The following is a 23286-nucleotide window of genomic DNA, read 5'->3' on the forward strand; positions in this document are numbered from 1 at the left end:
CCCAAACTCTAGAATAAAGAAATTACTCACCTAAAAAACAGGTCTTCGAGATATACTTTCATATTACTTTTATAGCTAATTGAACAACGAGTTTAACTTTATGATTATTGTTACAGGTGGCGCAGGTTTTATTGGTTCCAATTTTATTCTCTCATGGCTTAAAGAAAAAAATGAACCTATTCTGAATTTAGATAAATTAACCTACGCTGGTAATTTAAATAATCTACTGTCCATTAACGCTCACCCCAATTACTCCTTCATCCATGGCGATATGGGTGACAGAAATCTGGTACGTCACTTACTCCAACAGCATCAACCTCGTGCCATTATTAACTTTGCTGCAGAGTCCCATGTGGATCGCTCAATACATGGCCCCTCTGAGTTTATACAAACTAATATTGTGGCAACCTTTCATTTATTAGAGGAAACCCGTGCTTATTTTGAGACATTAGATCAAGATCGAAAGAATCTTTTTCGCTTTTTGCATGTTTCAACCGATGAAGTGTTTGGCTCATTGTCTCCTACTGATCCGCCTTTTTCAGAAACCACCGCTTACCAACCTAATAGTCCTTATTCTGCAAGTAAAGCTGCTTCTGATCACTTAGTGAGAGCATGGCACCATACCTATGGCTTACCTGTTCTAACTACTAATTGCTCGAATAATTACGGTCCCTATCAATTTCCAGAAAAGCTTATTCCTTTAATGATCTCCCATGCTCTAAAGGGAAAACCTTTACCTATTTATGGCGACGGCATGAATGTGCGTGATTGGCTATACGTAGAAGATCATTGTCTTGCCATCATGAGTGTACTGGATAAAGGACGTATTGGAGAAACCTATAATATTGGGGGATTAAATGAAAAAACCAATCTTGAACTGGTAGAAGTCATTTGCACACAATTAAATCAACTAAAACCCGCTTCAACCCCCTACTCTTCTCTCATTACCTTTGTGAAAGACCGACCTGGCCATGACCGTCGTTATGCTATTAATGCACAAAAAATCATGAATGAATTGCTGTGGCGTCCGCGTGAAAGCTTTGAGAGTGGTATTAAAAAAACCATTCTTTGGTATTTAGACCATGAAGCATGGGTGAACAATATTTTAAACGGCCAATACCGTCAATGGCTGGAAACCAACTATCAAAGCAGGGTATCTGTATGAGAAAAGGCATCGTTTTAGCGGGTGGCTCTGGTACCCGTTTGTACCCCGTGACCCGAGCAATCTCCAAGCAATTATTGCCTGTTTATGATAAGCCAATGATTTATTATCCCTTATCAACCCTCATGTTGGCTGGAATTACTGATATTCTAATTATCAGTACACCGCATGATACTCCCCGTTTTAAAGAGTTATTAGGTGATGGCCGACAGTGGGGCATTCAACTCTCCTATGCCATTCAACCCTCTCCCGACGGCCTAGCTCAAGCTTTTATCATTGGTAAACATTTTTTAAATAATGATCCCAGTGCTCTCGTCTTGGGCGACAATATTTTTTATGGCCATGATTTTTCTAAAATACTAGAAAACGCTAATCAACGAGTGACTGGAGCCACGGTTTTTGCTTACCCCGTATCAGACCCTGAGCGCTATGGGGTAGCAGACTTTAATAAGGAGGGGAAAGTGATTGGTTTAGAGGAGAAACCAAAACAGCCCAAATCTTCCTACGCGGTGACGGGACTCTATTTTTATGATCATCAAGTATGTGATATGGCGGCGCAATTACAACCTTCCCCCCGTGGAGAACTTGAAATCACAGATTTAAACTCACTTTATCTCACCCAACAGGAGCTCCATGTGGAATTGATGGGCCGTGGCTTTGCCTGGCTTGACACCGGTACTCATGAGTCCTTACTTGAAGCCTCGCAGTATATAGAAACCATTGAAAAACGCCAGGGTTTAAAAATTGCCTGTCCGGAGGAGATCGCCTTTCGTCGAGGATTAATTAGTGCAGAAGAACTCGAAAAAATTGCGTATAGCATGAGTAAGAATGGTTATGGTCAATATCTGCAAAGAGTATTAAAAGAAACAGTCTTTAGTTAAGTAAACCTCTCACGCAATGATCAATTGATACCCTACCCCCCTAATAGATTTAATTACTATTTGATTTGAATAACTATTGAGTTTTTGCCGAAGACTACTAATCAGCATATCCACTGCTCGGTCAGTGGGGGACCACGCTTTTTTAAGAATTTCTATACTGATAATTTCTCTCTTCAACTTACCCTCTGGTTTGGTTAAGAAATGAAAGAGCAATAATCGTTCGTTAGTAGTCAGATGAATTAATTGCTGTTGATAAAATAAGACGAAATTATCTTTGTAAAAGCTGAACTCATTAAAACAAATACTGTTGTGGCACTCTTTTATTTTTACGGTTAAGTTAGATTGTCGTAACCAGCGGTTAAGTCTAAGGACCAGCTCTTTCAAGCTAATGGGTTTGGTTAAATAATCCTGGACGCCCAGCTCCAAGCCTTTAATTTTATTCTGATCATTATCAATACCAGAGAGAATAATGACTTGCGAATGGGGCGATGACTGTTTAATTGTATCCACAATAGTAAAACCATCGATACATTTTCCCAAATCAAGATCAATTAAACATAAATCAATTTTTTGATTATTGAGGATATTTTTACTGGTAACAGAGTCAGAACAACAGATAACATTCCAACCTTGATTAACCATAGTTAGCCTAACGGCTTCTTGCCAAATATTATCGTCTTCAACCAGAAGAAGGTGAGGTGAGAGATTTGCCATATCATTAATGGAATAATTTGGTTGCTTTAAGTTATCACAAGCCTTCGATATCATCTATATGTATTTTGGGGAATAGTTGATCGCATTATGACTTTAAAGCGCTTGTGATAAGTGAACAATCTCCCTAAACTAGGAAACTTATTGATGAGTACAGAGATAGACCATAAAATGTTGAAAAGTTTTGATGTGGTAATTGTAGGCAGTGGCCTCGCTGGAGCCACCGCAGCCCTTAAGTTAGCTGACAACCACCGCGTGGCGGTTATTACCAAACGTGATTTGGAGGATGGTGCTAGTCATTGGGCACAAGGTGGCATTGCCGCTGTTATGGGTGAAGGAGATAGTTTTGAATCCCACGTACAAGATACCCTAGAAGCTGGTGCTGGGTTATGTGATCTTGAAGCCACAAAATTTATCGTTGAACATGCGCCCAATGCCATTAATTGGCTCTCTCGGTTAGGGGTACCTTTTACTGAGGAACAAGGTCATCTTCATTTAACCCGTGAGGGAGGTCATAGCCATCGGCGTATTGTTCATGCAGCCGATGCAACTGGTGCTGCAGTTCAAAACCGTCTTTACCCACAACTTAAAGATCATTCAAATATAACGCTATTTGATCATCATATGTTGGTAGATTTAATCACTAGCCGTAAACTAAAACTAGACGGTCAACGATGCTTGGGTATTTATGCTTTTAATGAATTAACAGGAGAAGTAGAAACATTTTCCGCGGCCCACACCATATTAGCCACCGGTGGGGCAGGCAAAGTATATCTCTATACCACCAATCCAGACACCTCCACCGGTGACGGCATTGCGGCGGGCTGGCGAGCAGGATGTCGAGTGGCCAATATGGAGTTTATTCAATTTCATCCCACCTGTTTATATCATCCCCATGCAAAATCTTTTTTAATTAGTGAGGCGGTTCGAGGAGAAGGAGGTTTGTTGCTTCTGCCCAATGGTGAGCGTTTTATGCCCCATCATGATCCAAGAGCTGAACTTGCTCCGCGGGATATTGTGGCGAGAGCCATTGACTATGAAATGAAAAAACATGGCCTTGACTGCGTTTATTTAGATATCAGACATAAGGGTAAGGATTTCATTGTTAATCACTTCCCTACCATTTATGAGCGTTGTTTATCCTTTGGAATTGATATGGCAGAGGAAGCGCTGCCGGTGGTACCAGCTGCCCACTACACTTGTGGTGGCCTCATGACCGATCTTTCTGGGCGTACTGATCTACAAAACCTCTATGCCGTGGGTGAAACCGCTTACACTGGTTTACATGGAGCAAATCGTCTGGCCAGCAACTCTTTGCTTGAATGTTTAGTGATTGCCAATGCCGCCAGTCAATATATTCAATCCAACCCTGGCAAGGTGCCAGAGGATCTGCCAACTTGGGATGCGAGTCAAGTAACCGATGCTGATGAGGAAGTGGTGATTTCACACAACTGGGATGAGCTACGCCGTTTTATGTGGGACTATGTAGGCATTGTAAGAACCGATAAAAGACTGGAGCGGGCACAACACCGATTGCATTTACTCAATGAGGAAATCAAAGAGTTTTATGTAAACTTTCACGTTAGCCGTGATTTGTTAGAGCTCAGAAATTTAGTGCAAGTATCAAGTCTGATAGTACAGTCGGCACAACTGCGTCGTGAGAGTCGTGGATTGCATTTCAGTCGTGACTATCCAGGACTCTTACCTAAAGCTACGCCTACCATCTTAACGCCACAATAAATCTTAAGCTGCGCCAATACCAGGAACCAAGTGTGTGACAGGGCTTGGCGCACGACTAGTGAAATCTAGCATTCGTTGAATAGGAACTTTTGCCCTTTCCAAATAGGCTTGATCAACACTAATTTCACCCAGTTTATCAAGTAAACACTGGTAGAGATTTTCAAGACCATTCATAGCCATCCAAGGACAGTGGGCGCAGCTTTTACAGGTGGCGCTTTGGCCCGAGGTGGGGGCTTCAATAAACACCTTAGTGGGGTTTTGTAATCGCAATTGATGCATCATACCGTTGTCGGTAGCCACAATAAATTCGTCTGCAACTAACTCTCGAGCTGCTTTTAGAATAGCTGAGGTAGAACCCACCACATCCGCTAAGGCGATCACAGAGCTAGGGGATTCTGGGTGAACCAATACCTTGGCCCGGGGGCGCTCTTTTTTAAGCTCAGCGAGTTCATAGCCCTTAAATTCATCATGCACAATACAAGAGCCTTGCCAGAGAACCATATCGGCTCCTGTCTCCTTTTGAATAAAGTGACCAAGATGTTTATCCGGTGCCCAAAAAATGGATTTTCCCAGATCACGTAAATGTTTAACAATATCCACCGCACAACTCGAGGTAACCACCCAATCAGAGTAGGCTTTCACCGCAGCACTGGTATTGGCATAAACCACCTTTACATGATCAGGATACTGACTTGCTGCCTCCCTAAAACTGTCCACGGAACAACCCAAATCCAATGAGCAGTTGGCCTCTAAATCTGGCATCAGAATGGTTTTTTCAGGGGAGAGGATCTTCGCTGTTTCTCCCATAAATTTAACGCCCGCCACAACTAATGTCTGGGCTGTACTATTTTTACCAAAGCGAGCCATCTCAAGAGAGTCCGCGACAATTCCGCCAGACTCAATGGCTAAATCCTGTAAGTCCGGATGAACATAGTAATGGGCCACAAGAAGAATGTTTTCCTCTTTAAGGATTTTTTTAATGTGCTCAATCAACCATTGACGTCGCGCTTGATTGGGTTCATCAAGGACTTTTGCCCAGGCATGATCAGTACTCACTTGTACAGGATTGTAATAATCAACTTTAAATTGTTTATCCATTTACTTGAATCTCATAGAAAAATCGATTGCCTTAATATCCTTAGTTAAAGTACCAACGGAAATTCTTTGAACACCGGTAGCAGCATAGGTTCGAACATTTTCCTCATTTACCCCACCTGAAATCTCAAGGGAAGCCAAGCCCTTCGCCATCGTCACTGCTTGGGAAATGGAGTTAATATCCATATTATCCAATAAGACCATCTCAACGCCTGCTTGGAGAGCTTCCTCTAACTCTGCTAAACTTTCCACCTCTACCTCAATCCACTGCGGAGCATGAGCTAAATGTGTCGCTCTCGAATAGGCCTCTTTAATGGATCCAGCGGCAAGAATATGGTTTTCTTTAATTAAAAAAGCATCATATAGCCCCATCCGATGATTCACTCCACCCCCCACACGCACCGCATACTTTTGCGCTAAACGTAAGCCTGGAATGGTTTTTCTGGTATCCACAATGGCGCAGGAATAGTCCTTAACCGCCTTCACGTAATACCCAGTTTTACTGGCTACGGCAGATAAAGTTTGTAAATAGTTGAGGGCTGTTCTTTCAGCGCTGAGTAACCCTCTGGCATTGCCCGCAACAGACAAAATAAGTTGATTAGGTAAAACCCTCTCCCCCTCATGAACATGCCAGTTAAGTTCGACCTCAGGAACGCAGCGATAAAATACTTGATTGACCCACTCTTGACCGCAAATAATGGCTTCTTCACGAGTAATAATTGATGCCTGGGCTGTTTGTCGAGGCTCGATTAATTGAACCGTCAAGTCTCCCTCTCCGAGATCCTCTTTAAGAGAAAGTTCCACATGACGAATTAACTCTTCCTGCTCAGCAGGGTATAAAATAGAGGATTTCATCAGTTGAGCCCAATTAAGGTCGTTAATAAAAAGATGATTTTAGCAGATTTGCGGTGCATCACTCCAGCCAAACAAGCCTGTTTACCACTTTAGATTTAGTATAAGCTAAAATTATAATGCTTTAAAAAGACTTGTTGCATTGCAAAATAAGTTTGGTAGTATAATAAGAGTATAGTCATCAATTCTTGGAGAGAATGCATGCAACGCACAATGCTAAAAGCCAAATTACATCGAGTCACCGTGACCCAATCTGAATTAGGCTATGAGGGATCTTGCGCGATTGATGAGGATTTATTGGATGCCGCGGATATTCGCGAATACCAACAAATCGATATTTATAATGTGAATAATGGTGATCGTTTCACCACCTACGCCATCCGAGGGGAACGTGGCACTGGCATGATTTCCGTCAATGGTGCTGCAGCAAGAAAAGCACAGGTGGGGGATATTCTCATTATTGCCACCTATGCTCAGTTTGATGAAACTGAGATCGATAGCCATGAACCTCAATTGGTTTATGTGGATGAAAAGAATGCCGTGAAACGTACAGGCGTCAAAATCCCCCTTCAGTCAGTCTAAAGAACCAAAAAAACGCCCATTCTAGGGCGTTTTTGACTAAAGCTTACTGGTTAACTCCGGAATCAATTCATTTAAATCTCCCACTAAGCTATAGTCTGACACCAAGTGGATAGGTGCATCAGGATCTTTATTAATAGCCACGATACATTTTGCGTTTTTCATGCCAGCTAAATGCTGGATGGCCCCAGATATACCTACTGCAATATAAAGATTAGGCGCAATAATCTTCCCCGTTTGCCCCACTTGGTAATCATTAGGGGCGTAGCCCAGATCCACAGCCGCCCGGGAAGCCCCCACGGCCGCATTGAGTTTATCGGCTAAGGGTTCTAACAGTGAATGAAAGTTCTCTTGACTCCCCAACCCCCTGCCCCCAGATATTACCGTTTTAGCGCTATCTAATTGCGGGCGAGTGGATTCATGAAGGGTAATATTGACCCGCTGACTCAAATTAGGCAAAGTAGGTAGAGTGAGTTGCTCAACTTCCACGGGATCATGATTATTGCCCTCCACCGCTTCAAAAGCACTAATGCGCAGGGTCATAGGAATAATTTTTTGATCTACCCTCATGTCGGCGATCAAACTCCCAGCATAAATGGGGCGACTAAAATGATGATTGTCAGTAATAGCCATCACATCGGAGAGTTGAATGGTATCTAAACGAGCCGCTACCCGAGGTAAAAAGTTCTTACCAAAGACCGAAGCTGGAGCGAGAATATGGCTGTAGCGCTCTGCAATAGAGATAACCACTTCCGCTAAATTCTCCGCACTGTCCGTGGATAAAGCTTCACTCTCTGCGAGAATAATTTTACTGATGTGGGGTAAGCGTTGCGCTTCCTCTGAGGCGAGACTCAGCCCATTACCCATAATCAAAAGATGTTTATCTCCCTCTATCTTGTTGGCGGCACTAATGAGTTGTCTCACAGACTCTTTCAGATGCTGTTTTTCTAATTCTGCAATAATTAACGTGGTCATGTTTATCCTTAAGCAATCACTTTTGCTTCATTTCTTAACTTTTCAATTAAGCTATCAACATTGTCAACTCGAACCCCTGCAATGCGTGAATCAGGCTCTCTAACTCTCAACAAAATCCCCTGCACCCTTAAATCAACGCCTAAACTGATGGCACTGATGATCTCAAGCGGCTTTTTTTTGGCTTTCATGATATTGGGAAGCGTTGCAAAACGCGGATCGTTAAGACGTAAGTCCGCAGTCACCACGGCAGGCAGATTCAAAGACAGAGTCTCTAAACCACCATCAATTTCTCGGGTCACCTCAAGACGGTCATGATCTATCACCACCTGCGACGCAAAAGTTGCCTGTGGCCAGTTTAACAACGCCGCCAGCATTTGCCCCGTTTGATTAGAATCATCATCAATGGCTTGCTTGCCACAAATTACTAAACGCGGTTGTTCCTTGTCCATCAACTTCATTAAACACTTGGCCACAGTAAGGGGTTCAAGATCGGTATCATGCTCCACTAAAATGGCGCGATCTGCACCAAGAGCCAGAGCGGTTCTCAAGGTGTCTTGCGCGCTTGATTGTCCACAACTCACCGCCACCACTTCACTGGCGAGCCCCTTTTCCTTTAGTCGAATCGCTTCCTCAAGGGCAATTTCATCAAAGGGATTCATGGACATTTTCAAACCCGTTAACTCAACACCGGAACCATCAGATTTGGTCCTGGGTTTAATGTTGTAATCCAAAACACGCTTCACAGGTACTAAAATTTTCATAAATAACTCACTCTCTCTAAAATCCACAAACCTATACTTTTTCAAACACAGCTGCGATGCCCTGTCCCATCCCCACACACAGGGTTACCATACCATAACGTCCACCTGTTCGTTGTAGACCATGAACTAAGGTAGTGGTTCTGATGGCACCTGTAGCGCCTAAGGGGTGCCCCAAGGCGATGGCACTGCCTAGCGGATTCAGCCGATCAGGATTGAAGGCGCAGGTTTTTTGAACCGCCAGCACTTGGGCTGCAAAGGCTTCATTTAACTCAATCCAGTCCAATTCCTGGCTGTTAATCCCGTGGCGTCGCAAAAGGGGTGGTACCGCTTCCACAGGACCAATCCCCATGATATGTGGCGGAACCCCTGTGGTGTGAAAACCAACAACTCTTGCCATAGGCGTTAATTGCTGCTCTTTAATGGCCTTTTCGCTAGCCAGTAATAGCATCGCTGCTCCATCGGATAAGGGGCTACTGTTGCCCGCGGTGACACTGCCCTTCACTGAAAAAACTGGTTTTAACTTAGACAAAGAGGCCTGACTCGTCTCTGGGCGAGGACATTCATCCTGCATCATCACAGATTCACGGCTTTTGTGGACTAGGTGTAACAGATCCGCCTCACCATAGTGAACAGAGATGGGGATAGTTTCCTCGGTAAAGTAGTTAGCCCTTTGAGCGGCCAAGGCTCTTTGATGGGAAAGCAGCGCATAGGCATCTTGTTCCTCACGGCTAATGTGCCATTGCTGTGCTAAGTTTTCTGCCGTTTGACCCATACCAAGGGCCAAGGATTGACCCACTGAATCAAGTAAAAAACTGGCATTAAGTGTTGAGCGAAACCCACCCATAGGAATACGGCTCATACTCTCCACGCCGCCTGCTAACATGAGATCCGCTTCACCTAGGGCAATTCTTTGATAAGCAAACTCAATGGCACTCAAGCCCGAAGCGCAAAAACGGTTTACTGTCATGCCTGCGACAGTAGTGGGTAATCCACTCATCAGTGCCACAACCCTGGCAAGATTAAGCCCCTGTTCTCCCTCGGGCATAGCGCAGCCCAATATGAAATCATTAATGGCGGAATAATCCATGGGTTTTATGCTTTGCAGTAACCCTTTGGTCACTTGACTAACCAACTCATCGGCGCGCACATGACTTAATTGTCCTGTTGGTGCCCGCCCCACGGGGGAGCGTTTTGCTGCAACAATAAAAACGTCGTTTTTCATATTAGTTTTTTAATGGCTTCCCAGTATCCAGCATCCCTTGGACTCGTTCACGGGTTTTTTCATAGCCCATCAATGTCACAAAATGCTCCCTTTCTAACTTTAGACACCAATCCTCATTAATGAGAGTGCCCGTATCCACGTTCCCACCACATAATACTTGAGCGATCGCTTCACCGATGAGCATATCATGCTCTGAAATAAGAGCTCCTTGTTGCCACTTAATAAGACTCTGTCTTAAGGTAGCTAAACCGTCCTGACCCATAGCCGGAAAGCTTTTCTTCATTGGTGGACGATAGCAACTATCTGCCATGGTTTTAGCATTTTCTATGGCCACAAAAAGGAGTTCATTGGCGTTTGGTACCACCACATCTCCCGTCTGGCAGTAACCTAATTGAAAAGCCTCTCGCGCACTATTGGTGATGTGCGAGAACATCACCTGTTGATAAAAACGCTGTAATAGAGGGAGCGCTTCGCGTGGGTTATCAAGTTCCATAGCGCGCTGGCCACATAATCTCGCTAAACACGTCAAGCCCCCTGCCCCTGGCAACAACCCCACTTTCACCTCAACCAAGCCAACGTTAGTCTCAAAATGAAGTACACGTCTATCCACATGAAGGAAAGTTTCACAGCCCCCCCCAAGAGCATAACCCCGAACAGCCGCTACGGTTGGAATAGCACTATAGCGCAAGGAGAGCATGGTTTTTTGAAAGATATCCTCCTCTCGCATTAAGCCCTCTGCCCCTAAATTGGCATAGACTTCAAGAAAACCCTTCAGGTCTCCCCCCGCAGAAAAAGGTGCCTCTGCTGACCAGATAACAAGTCCCTTGTAATGCTTTTCTGCCACGGTGACGGCACGGTAAAGAGACTCTAGAGCCATAGTGTTAAAGGTATGCATCTTGGTTTTTAAACTGGCAATCAGAATACTTGAGTCAAGAGTCCAGGCACGCAATTGATCAGTTTCAAATACCGTATCGCCAGCCTCTTTTACCTCATTTTTATTGGCTAACACCCTCTCACGAAAATACTGCCGTTGATAAACGGCTAATTGGCTGTAGGGTAGATTGCGTTGTAAACTGGCACTCCAGGACTCCTTGGCGTGATGAACTCCCTCTCTGCCATCAAAGACCCAGGAGGGTAATGGCGCCTGAGACAAAGCATTTCCTTGCTCAATGTCCTCTTGAATCCACTTTGCTATGGTTTGCCAACCAGCCTGTTGCCAAATCTCAAAGGGTCCCTCTTGCCAACCAAAACCCCAGCGTAGAGCAAAATCAATGTCTCTCGCGGACTCTGCAATGTCCTCTAAATGAAGAGCACAATAATGAAACAAATCTCGATAAATAGCCCAAATAAATTGACCTTGTGGGTCATCACTGTATCGCGCAAGAATTAAGCGCTGGGCCCAGGGCTGTTTAAGTAAACGTTGCGTGGCCTCGTTTGCTTGTTCACCACTATTCACATAATTCATACACTTGCTGTCGAGTTTAAAAATTGCTTTCCCTTCTTTTTTATAAAACCCTGCCCCTGTTTTAGAACCAAGTGAGCCTTTTTGAATCAGCTGTTCTATGACTTTAGGGGTAGCAAAATGCGGGTAAAAGGGGTCATTTGGAAGATAATCCTGAAGTGTTTTTACCACATGCATTAAGGTGTCCAAACCCACTACATCGGCAGTTCGGTAGGTAGCTGAGCTCGCACGTCCCAGTTTTTTCCCAGTGATATCATCCACCACATCAATGGGCAATTGATAACGCTCTGCTTCAATGAGTGTAAATAAGACATTAGCCACACCAATGCGGTTAGCAATAAAATTGGGGGTATCCTTCGCACGAATCACAGATTTACCCAAGGTGCTGGTAATGAAGCACTCTAGGGCATCCATTAGAACTGGATCTGTTAGATTCGTGGGAATCAGCTCCACCAGATCCATGTAACGGGGTGGGTTAAAAAAGTGAATACCACAAAAACGTAGGGCACACTCTGGCGGTAACTGCTGCGATAATAACGTGATCGACAATCCTGAGGTATTGGAAGCTAAAATAGCGTGTGGTGCAAGATGAGGGGCGATTCTGTGATAAAGGCTTTTTTTCCACTCTAGTTTCTCACCAATGGCCTCAATAATGAGGTCGCACTCCCTTAGACGATGCAGATGCTCATCATAGTTAAGGGCCGCAATACTTTGCCCCACCCCCTTATCGCCCAAGGGAGAGGGTTTTATCGTCTGTAAATGTTGAATCGCCTTCTGTGTGATCTCGCTTTTATTTGAGGCAGCGTCACTGGTGAGATCAAATAATAGAACTTCGATATTTAAGTTACTACAATGGGCCGCAATTTGTGCCCCCATGACGCCAGCGCCAAGCACCGCGATTTTTCGGATAACTAAATTCATTTGAATTACTCTTTATTAAAATCAGTTGATTACCGGATAACCTCAGCAATGGCCTCTCCCATCTGCTGGGTGGAAGCCTCTCCCTTAAGATCAGGAGTTTTTGGTCCGTTTAACAGCACCTTTTCCATAGCTTTGATTATGGCATCGTGTGCTCTTCGATAGCGTGGCTCGGTTCCCAAAAAGTCCAACATCAGAGCCCCTGACCAGATCATTGCCACCGGGTTGGCAATACCCTGACCAAAGATATCAGGAGCCGAACCATGTACAGGCTCAAATAAAGAAGGAAATCGTCGTTCAGGGTTTAAGCTCGCGGAGGGGGCTATGCCAATGGTACCAGTACAGGCAGGACCTAAATCTGAGAGAATGTCGCCAAACAAATTAGATGCCACCACCACATTAAAACGCTCAGGACTTAACACAAAGCGCGCCGCCAAAATATCAATATGATATTTATCCCAACAGATGTCTGGATAGTTTTGTGCCATGACCTCACAGCGTTGATCCCAATAGGGCATGCTAATTGCAATGCCATTGGATTTGGTCGCAGAGGTTAAATGTTTTTTGGGAGTTTTTTGCGCCAACTCAAAGGCGAATTTCAGCACACGGTCCACGCCATGTCGAGAAAAAACAGACTCTTGCACCACCACCTCGCGCTCAGTATTCGGAAACATCACGCCCCCAACGGCGGAGTATTCACCTTCGGTATTTTCTCGTACCACCCAAAAGTCAATGTCGCCGGGCTTTTTCCCAGAGAGTGGGGGGGTAATGCCTGGCATGAGACGCACTGGTCTTAAGTTAATATATTGATCAAACTCTCGCCTAAATTGTATCAGCGAACCCCACAAAGAAACATGATCTGGCACCACACTGGGCCATCCCACGGCGCCAAAATAAATGGCGTCAATTCCTTCTAGTTGCTCTTTCCAATTATCCGGCATCATTTTTCCATGGCGCACCCAATACTCTTGGCACGCCCAATCAAAAGGAATAAATTGAATATCTATCTGATGTAATTGGGCAGCTTTAGTGACCGCCTTAAGTCCCTCAGGCATGACCTCTTGGCCAATACCATCTCCAGCAATTACGGCGATTTTATGTTGTGTCATAGCATTATGTAATAATTTTTTATAATTTCTAAGTTTAACTCAATGTATGATACAAAATAAGTAAAAAAAAGAATAATCAAATAATTATAAGTCATTATAAATACTGTTATTTATCAACCAGGAGAGTAAGTATGTCGCATATTTCAATCAATGGTATTACGGTAGAGAATCCTTTTAAAACTCGTTATGAAAACTTTATTGGTGGGAAATGGGTTCCACCAGTAGAGGGTCAGTATTTTTCAAATATCACGCCCATTACCAATCAACATTTGTGTGACATTCCAAGATCTAACCAGAAGGACGTGGATTTAGCTCTGGATGCAGCTCATGCGGCCAAGGATGCTTGGGGGAAGACCTCCACTACGGATCGCGCTAATATCCTCTTAAAAATAGCCGATCGCATTGAAGCCAATCTTAAAACCATTGCCACCGCCGAGACCTTAGACAACGGGAAACCAATTCGTGAAACCATGGCGGCAGATATTCCCTTAACCATTGACCATTTTCGTTATTTTGCCAGCTGTATCAGAAGTGAAGAAGGCGGTATTTCAGAAATTGATCATGAAACGTATGCCTATCATTACAAAGAACCCCTCGGCGTGGTGGGACAAATTATCCCTTGGAATTTTCCGATTCTAATGGCCGCCTGGAAGCTAGCTCCAGCTCTTGCAGCCGGGAACTGCGTAGTGCTAAAACCTGCAGAACAAACTCCTGCCTCATTGTTGGTGGTGATGGAATTGATAGCCGATCTATTACCACCCGGGGTACTTAATGTGATCAACGGCTTTGGTTTGGAAGCCGGTAAACCCCTGGCCTCCAGCCCTCGGATTGCTAAAATCGCTTTCACTGGAGAAACCACCACGGGGCGATTGATCATGCAATATGCTTCACAAAATCTGATTCCCGTGACCTTGGAATTAGGCGGCAAAAGCCCCAATGTTTTCTTTGCTGATGTGATGGATCAGGACGATGCCTTTTTTGATAAATGTTTAGAGGGATTCGCCATGTTCGCCTTGAATCAAGGCGAAGTCTGTACCTGTCCCTCCCGAGCTTTAATTCAAGAGTCTATTTATGATAAATTTATGGAACGGGCCGTTGCTCGTGTTGGAGCCATTAAAATGGGTAACCCTTTGGATCCTTCCACCATGATCGGTGCCCAAGCCTCCAGTGAACAACTTGAGAAAATCCTATCCTATATTGAGCTGGGTAAAACTGAGGGCGCGCAGTGTTTAATCGGTGGCGAACAACAACGCCATACCGGGGATTTAGCGCAGGGTTTTTATGTGCAGCCTACGGTCTTTAAGGGACACAATAAAATGCGTCTATTCCAAGAGGAAATATTTGGTCCTGTATTATCCGTGACCACCTTTAAAGATGAGGCTGAAGCCCTACACATTGCCAACGATACGCTTTACGGGTTGGGCGCTGGGGTATGGAGCCGCAATGGGAGTACCGCCTTTAGAATGGGTCGCGCCATCAAAGCAGGTCGCGTGTGGACCAACTGCTACCATCTCTACCCTGCCCATGCGGCCTTTGGTGGCTATAAACAATCAGGTATTGGACGAGAAAATCATAAAATGATGCTGGATCACTATCAACAAACTAAAAATCTCTTAGTGTCCTACTCACCGAACGCCTTAGGGTTTTTCTAAGACTAATACTCCGTCAGGAAGGGCTCAAGCCCTCCTGACATTTTGTAAGAGGAGGGAAAATGATGACTGTTACTCGCGTCTCAGTCACTGAGGCAGCTTTAGCAGTGATTGAAGACTTAAAGAAAGTACATGGTCCAGATCTCTTGTTTCATCAATCCGGAGGCTGCTGTGATGGCAGTGCACCGATGATTTTTCCAACCAAGGAATTTTTGGTGGGGGACTCTGACATTAAGTTAGGGGACATAGGTGGCATCCCTTTTTACATGCATCGCAGTCAGTTTCTGTATTGGCAGCATACCCATTTAATTATTGATGCCATATCCGGCAATGGCGGAATGTTTTCCCTTGAGCGCCCTACGGGTAAGCGTTTTATTACTCGCTCGAGACTCTATACTGAGGAAGAACTTAAGGAGCTCTCGCCACTTTAGTCAAAAAACTGCCCTATCCTGCTGACCTAAGCATTAGAAAAAGATTCAGGTATTAATAAACGGCTTAAGCTGCCGCTAACTCGATAATAGCGTCCTCTATTTTCCCTTGTGCATCATGCAAGGCAGTTCGTAGACCTTCCTCCGCCACTGGGTAATAGAAAGGTAATTGGAGAATCTCTTCAACAGTTTTAAGTGACCTTGGTGTTTTACAAATTCGCCAAGTCCTCAGCGCCACCGCAATGTACTCCATTAATAAACACCGATGGAACCCTGCCACGCTGAGTGATGGCACCGAAAGTTGTAAAGCGAATGGTCCTGCGGTAAGGGGGTTCCACGGTCTGATAACCCTCTTGTGGGTTAAGATGGCCTTGGTTTGCACGCTATGGGGGCAACCCTCGCGGGTCAATATGGCCACTTGTTCTGGTGTCTTGGTACTGGGGCTAATAAAATTCAACAAGTTATCAGCGTCGAAGGCTTCGAAGGGATCCCCCTTCTTTATATTGTGGGTTTACCCTTTGAGAAACTCGGCATTAATACTCTGTCTCTTTATCAAGAAAGCTCTATGGCCATTGTACCCAAGGCGCACCCTTGAGCTACGTTAAAGTACATACCGGTCTAGGATCATGCCCAAGAGCGCGATTGCCCATAGAAAAGGATACCCCAAAGCATCCTTGATATCGGTTATTCATCCAGTCACTAAACAATTAACCCTGCCAGGCATTAGTGCTATTGTTTAGAGTGATCGCGTTTTTTTAGAAAAATTACCGCTGGAATCATTATCAGAAATAATATGCCAAGCAATTTAAAATTATCCATAAAGGCTAATAACTGTGCCTGTTGGTAAGTAAAATTATACACTATGGCATTAGCCGTTTGATTTAAATCAAAGGGCATTAGTCCATAATGGTGAATCAGCAACTCTAATTGTTTCACTTGGTCTTGATAGAGTGTGCGGTAAGGATCCAGATGACCCACTAAATAATTTAAATGGCGCTGACTGCCTTCACTGAGCCAAGTTTGCACTAAGGCAATACCAAAACTGCCACCTAAATTTCTTGACAAATTAATCATCGCTGAAGCACTACTACTTTTGACCAGTGGGATATCAGCAAAGGCTGCCGTATTAATGGGGACAAATAAAAAGCCCAAACCAATCCCTTGAACAATTCGCAGCATAGCCATGGTCGTATAATCGGTTTGCATCGTTAAGAGAGAAAACATCCATAACGAGAAAATATTTAATATCAATCCCACCATAATAAGCTTTCTGACATCGGTTTTATTTATTAAGTAACCGATAAGCGGCATAAATAATAACACTGCGACCCCACCCGGAGAGAGTAACAATCCCGCGTCGGTGGCTGAATAGCCCATTAAGATTTGAACAAACAGGGGTAAGAGTAATGTGCTAGAGAACAGCACAAAACCCAACATAAAGATCAATATATTACTAATAAAAAAATTTCTTTCCTTCAGCAAAGTGAAATCCATCATGGGATTTTTATGACGTAATTCCCAAAAGGGTAATATGATCAGTGACACCACGGAAATCACCGTGAGCAGAACAATAAAGTGAGAACCAAACCAATCCTCTTGTTCCCCCTTATCAAGAACAATTTGTAGACAGCCAAAACCCAATGCCATTAAAACAAAACCTAAGCCATCTATTTTGAAAGTACTGGCGAGCAGGGCTTTACGCCGTTCAGTAAAATGGGGGGGATCATACACCCACAAACGCGTTAAATAAAAGGAAATAATGCCAATGGGTACATTAATTAAGAATATCCAACGCCAGGTAAACGTATCAGTAATCCAGCCGCCCACCGTGGGGCCAATGGCTGGAGCCATTACCGTGGTAATACCATAGACGGCAAAGGCCATACCTCGTTGATGAGGAGGAAAGGTGTCTGATAAAATTGCTTGTGAAGAAGGTTGCAACCCTCCCCCACCAATACCCTGTAGCGTTCTAAAAAAGATTAAGGCAAATAAATTGGGTGCGAGTCCACACAGGAGGGAGCTCACTGTAAACAAGGCCACACAAATGAGGTAAAAGCGCCGTCTTCCCATTAAATTAGAGATCCAACCACTCATCGGAAGAATAATGGCATTAGCCACCAAATAAGAGGTGAGTATCCAAGTGGACTCATCTTGCCCAGCCGCCAGGTCTCCGGCAATATGACGCAAGGAGACATTAGCAATGGAGATATCCAGCACTTCCATAAACGTCGTCAATGCCACAGTAACTGCCACCAACCAAGGGTTTATGGAGGAACCGGGGGAATTACCTGGTACCGTGTTACTGGTCATTCAAATACACAACCGGGGTGACGGACATACCAGGCAACAGGCGATTCAATATATCTGATGATTCATCAAAAACAATTTTAACGGGAACACGTTGCACAATCTTCACATAGTTACCTGTGGCATTTTCTGGTGGCAGTAAACTAAAGCGTGAACCCGTCCCATTTTGAATACTGTCCACATGAGCATGCAACACAAGATGAGGAAAGGCATCCACTTTCACTTCAACCCGCTGTCCCCTGTGCATGGAAGTGAGCTGGGTTTCCTTAAAATTCGCCACCACCCAAGGAGAACCATAAACAATTCCCAACACGGCAGAGCCAGGGGCTAACAACTGTCCCAAGGATAAATTCTTTCGCACAATATGTCCTGTCACCGGGGACACCAGTCTCGTATAAGAGAGATTGAGCTGGGCAGCTTTTAAATTGGCTAAGGCTTCCTCCACACTGGCGGCTCCCCCCTTAGCCTGATCTACCTTGACTGCAATTTGTTTGGGTGCACTCTGGGCCTCTTTTAATTTTGCTTGGGCCACTGCCACTTGAGCTTGTGCAGCGAGAGACGCTTTCTTTTGCGCCTCCAAATTAGCCCTGGCAGAGACTTCACTCGCCGCCACTTGATCAAGCTTTTGCTTTGAAACTTCATCCTTGCCAAAGAGAGTCTGGTAGCGCTGTAAATCTGTTTGCGCAAGTCTCGCTTGTGCTAGGGCTGCCGCCACCAAGGACTGTGCTTGTTGGGCTTGCGCTTGGGCGGCATATAAATTACTAACAGCTTGGCTTACCACAGCGTGGGTGGTCTCTTGGGTGAGTGAGACATCATGCACTGATGCCCCATGGCGAGCCACAGCGGCATCTAATGCGGCTTGAGCTAAATCAACCTGTATTTGATAATCACGCGGATCAATGAGTGCCAGAACCTCTCCCTGTTTTACCCATTGATTGTCATTAACGTTCACCTGTGACACATATCCACTCACATGAGGTGAGATTTGCACAATATTGGCATCAATAAAAGCATCGTCAGTGGACTCACGATTGTGGGTATACAGCCACGCAATCAATAAAGTAATAAAAATAATAGCAGTGAGCCAAAAGACTAACTTTTTAAACTGTTTTTGTTTATATAAAGGTAGGGGTGGGGTTGCAGTATTGTCTACTTCACTCATGATTTGACTGTCCTGTGTCATGCTCAGAATAACGAATTTTTCCGCGCGCAAGATCAAAGTTAATCCATGCAATATGCTCACTCGCCAAGGCATTATCCAATTGTGAGCGGGCTTGGGCGATTGTGGTTTGTGCGTTTACTACTTCCAGGTTATCGGCGACACCGTTTCGATAACGGTCACCAGACTGGTTCATTAAAGTGGTGGCCAGTTGCAGATTTTTTTGAGCGTGAATCACTTCATCATGGGTGGTTCTCAGGGCGTTGTAAGCAATTCTCACATCTTCATCCACCTGTGCTTCGATGTCTGCGAGTTGTAGTTTTGCTTGATGTAACTCACTAAAAGCAATGTTTTCCTCAGCCTGGGTAGCGCCTCCATTCCACAAGGGCATGGACAGAAAAACCCCCACACTGTATACATGATAGTCATTAATCACTGGGGTGACCCCCGAGGGACCTACCGCTCCACGTACTTCAACGGAGGGCAGAAATGCGTCCTTTTTCGCCTGCAAAACACTCTCTCTGGCACTCATTAAGGCCTTACTTGCCAATAGTTCAGGCCTTGATTGTTTAGCATCAAGGATCGATTCTGCCAAGTCTGGGATGGGGGTGTTTAGTGTCGTTAATGTTTCTGTTTGAATAATGGGCGTATCAAGATCTATGCCCAGCGCTCGCTTTAATTTAGTCTGACTGTCATCCACCAAGGATTCCATTGCTCTTAAATCATATTGATATTGTGTGGTTTGTGTTTGTGCACGCACCACGTCAACACCTGTACTAATCCCTTGCTTTTTTTGATCAGTGCTCAAGGTCTCTAACTCCTCAGCCAAATGATAATTAGCTTCGGCGGTTTTTAATTCCGCGCGTGCGCGCAGCAAGTTAATATAGGCATAGGCGGCATTAGCTGCTACCTGCTGAAAGGTGGATTGTGCCTTGAGTTCTGTTTCTTGAGTGATCCATTGCGAGGCTTTTAAATTATTCCATAGACTTAAGTCAAATACCTTTTGTGATAAATTGACACTGCTCGCAAAGCTATTAAAAGGGCCGATTAGTACGGGAAATCCCTGTAGATTAAAACCTTGAGCTCTTAAGTTGACACTCTCTCGTAGTTGATAAGCAGACAAAGACAAGTTAGGTAATAATTGTGCCTGTTGTAACCGCTGATTAGCCATAGACTCGTCAATCAGGGAACGAGCCATTTGGCTTTGTGTGTGATTGGCCACGGCCATAGCCATGGCTTCCTCAAGAGTTAAGCTAAGACTGTTCTGTGCATGAACCGTATGGTTCCATAATATCAGCAGCAAAAAAAAGATAACTTTTTTATAGGACATATTATTTATAGCAATGCTCATCGGCTGGAAAAAGAGAGGACTTTACCTCTTTAACATAGAGTTTTACTGCCTCAGCAATAGAACCTGTTTCCTTGATAAAGGCCTTAACAAAGCGTGGGGGAATATATCCCCCCAAGCCCAACATGTCATAAATAACTAACACTTGACCACTGCATTTAGCGCTAGCTCCGATTCCAATGGTAGGAATACTCACTTGCTCACAAAGCTGATCGGCAAGAAGTTGTGGTACCGCCTCTATCAATAATAACGAGGCCCCAGCTTGCTCTAGCATTTTGGCAGAGCGCAATAATTGCTGAGCCTGGCCCACAGCACGGCCTTGAACTTTAAAGCCCCCTAACTGATTGACCGATTGCGGAGTTAACCCGATATGAGCGCAGACCGGGATACCGCGAGCCACTAAAAACTCAATGGTTTCACACATCATGGCGCCACCCTCAATTTTAACCATCTGAGCCCCAGCTTGAATGAGTTGCACCGCATTCTTAAAGGTGTCCTCAGGGTTGACTCCTGTAGTGCCAAAGGGCATATCTGCAAGAATAAAGGCACTGCGTGACCCGCGGTACACACACTCAGTATGGTAGACAATATCCTCTAAAGCCACTGGAATTGGTGAATCATGGCCTTGCACCACCATACCTAAGGAGTCACCAATCAATAACGCATCAACGCCTTGCTCTTCTAACAGACGAGCAAAACTTGAGTCATAACAAGTGAGCATAGCAATTTTTTCACCCTTCTGGGCCATCTCTTGCAAGTCAAGAATAGTTTTTCTCATGGGCATTTCAAGCGTTAACAACAATGGGCAATTGATAATGACGTTTTTGGGTCAACACAAATAACGCATTACATAAAGCAGGAGCAATAGGCGGCGTACCAGGCTCCCCCACTCCTCCTGGATGGTCATGGGTGCTAATCAAATAAACCTCAACCGGCGGCACTTCAATGAGTCGCACAACAGGGTAATCGCTAAAGTTATTGACCTGTGGATGGCCATCCTTAAACTTCACCTCACCATAGAGTGCTGCAGATAAACCAAACACCATAGCCCCTTCTAATTGGGCTTTAACGGTATCAGGATTAACCACCGTACCCACATCAGCGGCAATAACCACCCGGTGGAGCTTGGGGGTATTATCCACTAAAGAGATCTCCACCATTTGCGCGACGACACTGCCGAAGGATTCCACGATAGCCACTCCCCGAGCGTGACCGCTCTCAAGAGTACTATGCCAGTTAGATTTATCTTGTAGTAATTGTAAAACGGCGTAGTGCCTAGAATGGTTAGCCAAATGCTTAAGCCTAAACTCCAACGGATCGACTTGTGCAAGATGGGCTAATTCATCCATGAAGCACTCACTAAAAAATGAGTTTTGTGAGTGCCCCACCGAACGCCAGAACCAAGTTCTGACCCCAGAATTTAAGTTAGCCCACTCCACTTTAAAGTTTGGAATAGTATAGGGGATATCATGTAATCCTTCCACGGAGGTTTGGTCTACCCCCCCTTTAATCAAGGCTTTTTCAAACCCCGTGCCTTGGGCAATGGAATCAGTGGCCGTGATCGCCCGAAGGTGAGTGATCTGTCCATTGTGATCAATGGCTCCCTCCAACTGACATAGGGCTGCGGGGCGATAATAGTATTGGGTCAGATCATCGGTGCGATCATAGACCACTTTAACTGGTGTCAAAATCTGCTTAGATAATACCACGGCTTCCATCACAAAATCAGGAGCAAAACGTCGACCAAATCCACCACCCAAATACTGCGTATAAACATGCACCTGTTGGGTGGGCATACCTGTTAACTGACTGATCATTTGTTGATTAGGTCCTTGGGCTTGCGTACCGACCCAGACTTCCACTTGATCATGTTGAACCCAAGCGGTACAGTTAAGAGGCTCCATAGGTGCGTGGGCGAGAAAGGGAGCATAATAGGTTGAAGTAATCTTATTGCTCGCCGTTAAATTATCCGTTGACTGTTGCCGATCAACTGCAGTGAGAGTCTGCTCGCCACCAGCCACCAGGCGTTTCATTTTCTCCAGTAATGCATCACTATTGAACCCGCTATCAACGGCTTTATCCCATTGAACCGTGACCGCCTTTCTGGCTTCAAAGGCGATCCAGGTGTTATTCGCTAACACCGCCACCCCTTCACTGACCGGAGAACTTACTTTCAATACATAATGAACCCCTTTGATTTTAAGCGCTTTATCAGCATCAAAAGACACTACCTTAGCACCTGGATGAGGAGCTCTGATAACCCCAGCAATTAACATACCAGGCAATTGTATATCCATACCAAAACGCGCTCTACCGGTGGATTTGGCAAGATTATCCACCCGTGGGATAGATTGGCCAATAAAATTAAATTGTTCCGGCGTTTTAAGTTTAACCTCGGATGGAGCGGGCAAAGTACTCGCAATGTTAGCGAGATCACCAAAGGTAGCGCGATGAAAACCGGAATGTGCAATACCATTTTTAATGTGTACGGAATCCACCGACACTTGCCATTTTTTAGCCGCCGCCTGACGCAGTATTTCACGAGCCGCAGCGCCGGCTTGACGAAGTGGCATCCACATGGCTCTTACTGACGTTGAACCACCGGTAGCTTGGGTATGAAACCATGGGTGAGCGTAAATAGGGTCTGAGGGCGCAAACACAACTCTAATTTTTTGCCAATCAGCATCCATCTCCTCCGCCAGCAACATGGGGAGAGCAGTATTCACTCCCTGCCCCATCTCCGATTTATCCACTAAAATCGTGATTAAACCAGTGGGTTCGATTTTTACCCACGGGCTGGGGGTAAAAGTGTTGTGCTGAGTATCGGCTAAGGCATCATGGTTTAATCCGATAGCAAAACCACCCCCGGCCACTGCCACTAGCTTGAAGAAATCTCGTCTTGATATTGATAACGCCATGATTTATCGC

The 23286-nt window shown here is 44.8% G+C and carries 21 protein-coding genes; 7 read left to right on the top strand and 14 right to left on the bottom strand.

The genetic code is table 11. The annotated features are described in order from the left end of the window. Positions 1-100: 100 nt before the first annotated feature. The gene (rfbB, locus tag FERRO_RS08120) at positions 101-1165 is read left to right on the top strand and encodes a dTDP-glucose 4,6-dehydratase (protein WP_056930359.1); all 1065 of its coding nucleotides are present in this window, start codon (positions 101-103) and stop codon (positions 1163-1165) included. Continuing rightward, complete coding sequence (rfbA, locus tag FERRO_RS08125) at positions 1162-2043, top strand: glucose-1-phosphate thymidylyltransferase RfbA (protein ID WP_056930360.1); 882 nt, start codon at positions 1162-1164, stop codon at positions 2041-2043. The genes rfbB and rfbA overlap by 4 nt, the downstream gene beginning before the upstream one ends. 9 nt (positions 2044-2052) lie before the next feature. Here the strand turns inward: rfbA and FERRO_RS08130 are convergent, their stop codons facing one another. Beyond that, a complete protein-coding gene (locus FERRO_RS08130) occupies positions 2053-2757 on the bottom strand; it encodes a response regulator transcription factor (protein WP_160318125.1) in 705 nt (234 codons plus the stop codon). A 144-nt stretch (positions 2758-2901) separates the two neighbouring features. Between FERRO_RS08130 and nadB the strand changes: the two genes are divergently transcribed. Beyond that, on the top strand, positions 2902-4494 hold the full coding sequence (nadB, locus tag FERRO_RS08135) for an L-aspartate oxidase (RefSeq protein WP_082601251.1): 1593 nt from the start codon (positions 2902-2904) through the stop codon (positions 4492-4494). Between the two features lie 3 nt (positions 4495-4497). Here the strand turns inward: nadB and nadA are convergent, their stop codons facing one another. Continuing rightward, positions 4498-5592, bottom strand: coding sequence for a quinolinate synthase NadA (gene nadA / locus FERRO_RS08140; protein ID WP_056930362.1), 1095 nt, complete (start codon positions 5590-5592; stop codon positions 4498-4500). Continuing rightward, positions 5593-6444: a carboxylating nicotinate-nucleotide diphosphorylase gene (nadC, locus tag FERRO_RS08145; RefSeq protein WP_056930363.1), complete on the bottom strand. Its 852-nt coding sequence runs from the start codon at positions 6442-6444 to the stop codon at positions 5593-5595. It lies immediately after the preceding gene. A 198-nt stretch (positions 6445-6642) separates the two neighbouring features. Between nadC and panD the strand changes: the two genes are divergently transcribed. Continuing rightward, positions 6643-7023 carry an aspartate 1-decarboxylase gene (gene panD / locus FERRO_RS08150; protein ID WP_056930364.1) on the top strand — a complete coding sequence of 127 codons (381 nt, stop codon included), beginning with the start codon at positions 6643-6645 and terminating at the stop codon, positions 7021-7023. Between the two features lie 36 nt (positions 7024-7059). On the opposite strand, the gene FERRO_RS08155 is transcribed toward panD, so the two are convergent. The 5 genes from FERRO_RS08155 to FERRO_RS08175 are packed head-to-tail and all read right to left on the bottom strand — an operon-like array spanning position 7060 to position 13467. Then, entirely contained in the window at positions 7060-7995 is a 936-nt protein-coding gene (locus FERRO_RS08155) for an electron transfer flavoprotein subunit alpha/FixB family protein (RefSeq protein ID WP_056930365.1), read from the bottom strand. A gap of 8 nt (positions 7996-8003) precedes the next feature. Beyond that, positions 8004-8756, bottom strand: a complete 753-nt coding sequence (locus FERRO_RS08160; protein ID WP_056930366.1) for an electron transfer flavoprotein subunit beta/FixA family protein — start codon at positions 8754-8756, stop codon at positions 8004-8006. Between the two features lie 31 nt (positions 8757-8787). Then, positions 8788-9978, bottom strand: coding sequence for an acetyl-CoA C-acyltransferase (locus FERRO_RS08165; protein ID WP_056930367.1), 1191 nt, complete (start codon positions 9976-9978; stop codon positions 8788-8790). A gap of 1 nt (position 9979) precedes the next feature. Further along, a complete protein-coding gene (locus FERRO_RS08170) occupies positions 9980-12361 on the bottom strand; it encodes a 3-hydroxyacyl-CoA dehydrogenase/enoyl-CoA hydratase family protein (RefSeq protein ID WP_056930368.1) in 2382 nt (793 codons plus the stop codon). Between the two features lie 29 nt (positions 12362-12390). Further along, positions 12391-13467, bottom strand: coding sequence for a tartrate dehydrogenase (locus tag FERRO_RS08175; protein WP_056930369.1), 1077 nt, complete (start codon positions 13465-13467; stop codon positions 12391-12393). A gap of 131 nt (positions 13468-13598) precedes the next feature. Between FERRO_RS08175 and adh the strand changes: the two genes are divergently transcribed. Both adh and FERRO_RS08185 read left to right on the top strand, forming a co-directional pair. After that, positions 13599-15119, top strand: coding sequence for an aldehyde dehydrogenase (gene adh / locus FERRO_RS08180; protein ID WP_056930370.1), 1521 nt, complete (start codon positions 13599-13601; stop codon positions 15117-15119). A gap of 59 nt (positions 15120-15178) precedes the next feature. Continuing rightward, on the top strand, positions 15179-15547 hold the full coding sequence (locus FERRO_RS08185; protein ID WP_204374809.1) for a DUF779 domain-containing protein: 369 nt from the start codon (positions 15179-15181) through the stop codon (positions 15545-15547). Between the two features lie 64 nt (positions 15548-15611). On the opposite strand, the gene FERRO_RS08190 is transcribed toward FERRO_RS08185, so the two are convergent. Next, the gene (locus FERRO_RS08190) at positions 15612-15797 is read right to left on the bottom strand and encodes a hypothetical protein (protein ID WP_056930371.1); all 186 of its coding nucleotides are present in this window, start codon (positions 15795-15797) and stop codon (positions 15612-15614) included. Between the two features lie 132 nt (positions 15798-15929). Here FERRO_RS08190 and FERRO_RS08195 point away from each other — a divergent pair, with 132 nt between their 5' ends. Beyond that, on the top strand, positions 15930-16139 hold the full coding sequence (locus FERRO_RS08195) for a hypothetical protein (protein ID WP_056930372.1): 210 nt from the start codon (positions 15930-15932) through the stop codon (positions 16137-16139). A 134-nt stretch (positions 16140-16273) separates the two neighbouring features. Here the strand turns inward: FERRO_RS08195 and FERRO_RS08200 are convergent, their stop codons facing one another. The 5 genes from FERRO_RS08200 to FERRO_RS08220 are packed head-to-tail and all read right to left on the bottom strand — an operon-like array spanning position 16274 to position 23276. Next, positions 16274-17854 carry a DHA2 family efflux MFS transporter permease subunit gene (locus FERRO_RS08200; protein WP_082601252.1) on the bottom strand — a complete coding sequence of 527 codons (1581 nt, stop codon included), beginning with the start codon at positions 17852-17854 and terminating at the stop codon, positions 16274-16276. After that, positions 17844-19013 (bottom strand): HlyD family secretion protein, encoded by a 1170-nt coding sequence (locus tag FERRO_RS08205; RefSeq protein WP_056930373.1) that lies wholly within the window; start codon positions 19011-19013, stop codon positions 17844-17846. The genes FERRO_RS08200 and FERRO_RS08205 overlap by 11 nt, the downstream gene beginning before the upstream one ends. After that, positions 19006-20340: a TolC family protein gene (locus tag FERRO_RS08210; protein WP_160318126.1), complete on the bottom strand. Its 1335-nt coding sequence runs from the start codon at positions 20338-20340 to the stop codon at positions 19006-19008. Before FERRO_RS08210 ends, FERRO_RS08205 begins: the two co-directional genes overlap by 8 nt. 1 nt (position 20341) lies before the next feature. Then, the gene (gene panB / locus FERRO_RS08215) at positions 20342-21136 is read right to left on the bottom strand and encodes a 3-methyl-2-oxobutanoate hydroxymethyltransferase (protein WP_056930653.1); all 795 of its coding nucleotides are present in this window, start codon (positions 21134-21136) and stop codon (positions 20342-20344) included. Positions 21137-21143: 7 nt separating this feature from the next. Beyond that, a complete protein-coding gene (locus FERRO_RS08220; RefSeq protein ID WP_056930375.1) occupies positions 21144-23276 on the bottom strand; it encodes a xanthine dehydrogenase family protein molybdopterin-binding subunit in 2133 nt (710 codons plus the stop codon). Positions 23277-23286: the final 10 nt, after the last annotated feature.

The sequence above is a fragment of the Ferrovum sp. JA12 genome (assembly GCF_001431705.1).
Lineage (GTDB): Bacteria > Pseudomonadota > Gammaproteobacteria > Burkholderiales > Ferrovaceae > PN-J185.

Bases quoted from the DNA above. Each gene is read 5' to 3' on its own strand.
- rfbB (WP_056930359.1), top strand. From the start codon at position 101: ATGATTATTGTTACAGGTGGCGCAGGTTTTATTGGTTCCAATTTTATT.
- rfbA (WP_056930360.1), top strand. From the start codon at position 1,162: ATGAGAAAAGGCATCGTTTTAGCGGGTGGCTCTGGTACCCGTTTGTAC.
- FERRO_RS08130 (WP_160318125.1), bottom strand. From the start codon at position 2,757: ATGGCAAATCTCTCACCTCACCTTCTTCTGGTTGAAGACGATAATATT.
- nadB (WP_082601251.1), top strand. From the start codon at position 2,902: ATGAGTACAGAGATAGACCATAAAATGTTGAAAAGTTTTGATGTGGTA.
- nadA (WP_056930362.1), bottom strand. From the start codon at position 5,592: ATGGATAAACAATTTAAAGTTGATTATTACAATCCTGTACAAGTGAGT.
- nadC (WP_056930363.1), bottom strand. From the start codon at position 6,444: ATGAAATCCTCTATTTTATACCCTGCTGAGCAGGAAGAGTTAATTCGT.
- panD (WP_056930364.1), top strand. From the start codon at position 6,643: ATGCAACGCACAATGCTAAAAGCCAAATTACATCGAGTCACCGTGACC.
- FERRO_RS08155 (WP_056930365.1), bottom strand. From the start codon at position 7,995: ATGACCACGTTAATTATTGCAGAATTAGAAAAACAGCATCTGAAAGAG.
- FERRO_RS08160 (WP_056930366.1), bottom strand. From the start codon at position 8,756: ATGAAAATTTTAGTACCTGTGAAGCGTGTTTTGGATTACAACATTAAA.
- FERRO_RS08165 (WP_056930367.1), bottom strand. From the start codon at position 9,978: ATGAAAAACGACGTTTTTATTGTTGCAGCAAAACGCTCCCCCGTGGGG.
- FERRO_RS08170 (WP_056930368.1), bottom strand. From the start codon at position 12,361: ATGAATTTAGTTATCCGAAAAATCGCGGTGCTTGGCGCTGGCGTCATG.
- FERRO_RS08175 (WP_056930369.1), bottom strand. From the start codon at position 13,467: ATGACACAACATAAAATCGCCGTAATTGCTGGAGATGGTATTGGCCAA.
- adh (WP_056930370.1), top strand. From the start codon at position 13,599: ATGTCGCATATTTCAATCAATGGTATTACGGTAGAGAATCCTTTTAAA.
- FERRO_RS08185 (WP_204374809.1), top strand. From the start codon at position 15,179: ATGATGACTGTTACTCGCGTCTCAGTCACTGAGGCAGCTTTAGCAGTG.
- FERRO_RS08190 (WP_056930371.1), bottom strand. From the start codon at position 15,797: ATGGAGTACATTGCGGTGGCGCTGAGGACTTGGCGAATTTGTAAAACA.
- FERRO_RS08195 (WP_056930372.1), top strand. From the start codon at position 15,930: ATGGGGGCAACCCTCGCGGGTCAATATGGCCACTTGTTCTGGTGTCTT.
- FERRO_RS08200 (WP_082601252.1), bottom strand. From the start codon at position 17,854: ATGACCAGTAACACGGTACCAGGTAATTCCCCCGGTTCCTCCATAAAC.
- FERRO_RS08205 (WP_056930373.1), bottom strand. From the start codon at position 19,013: ATGAGTGAAGTAGACAATACTGCAACCCCACCCCTACCTTTATATAAA.
- FERRO_RS08210 (WP_160318126.1), bottom strand. From the start codon at position 20,340: ATGTCCTATAAAAAAGTTATCTTTTTTTTGCTGCTGATATTATGGAAC.
- panB (WP_056930653.1), bottom strand. From the start codon at position 21,136: ATGAGAAAAACTATTCTTGACTTGCAAGAGATGGCCCAGAAGGGTGAA.
- FERRO_RS08220 (WP_056930375.1), bottom strand. From the start codon at position 23,276: ATGGCGTTATCAATATCAAGACGAGATTTCTTCAAGCTAGTGGCAGTG.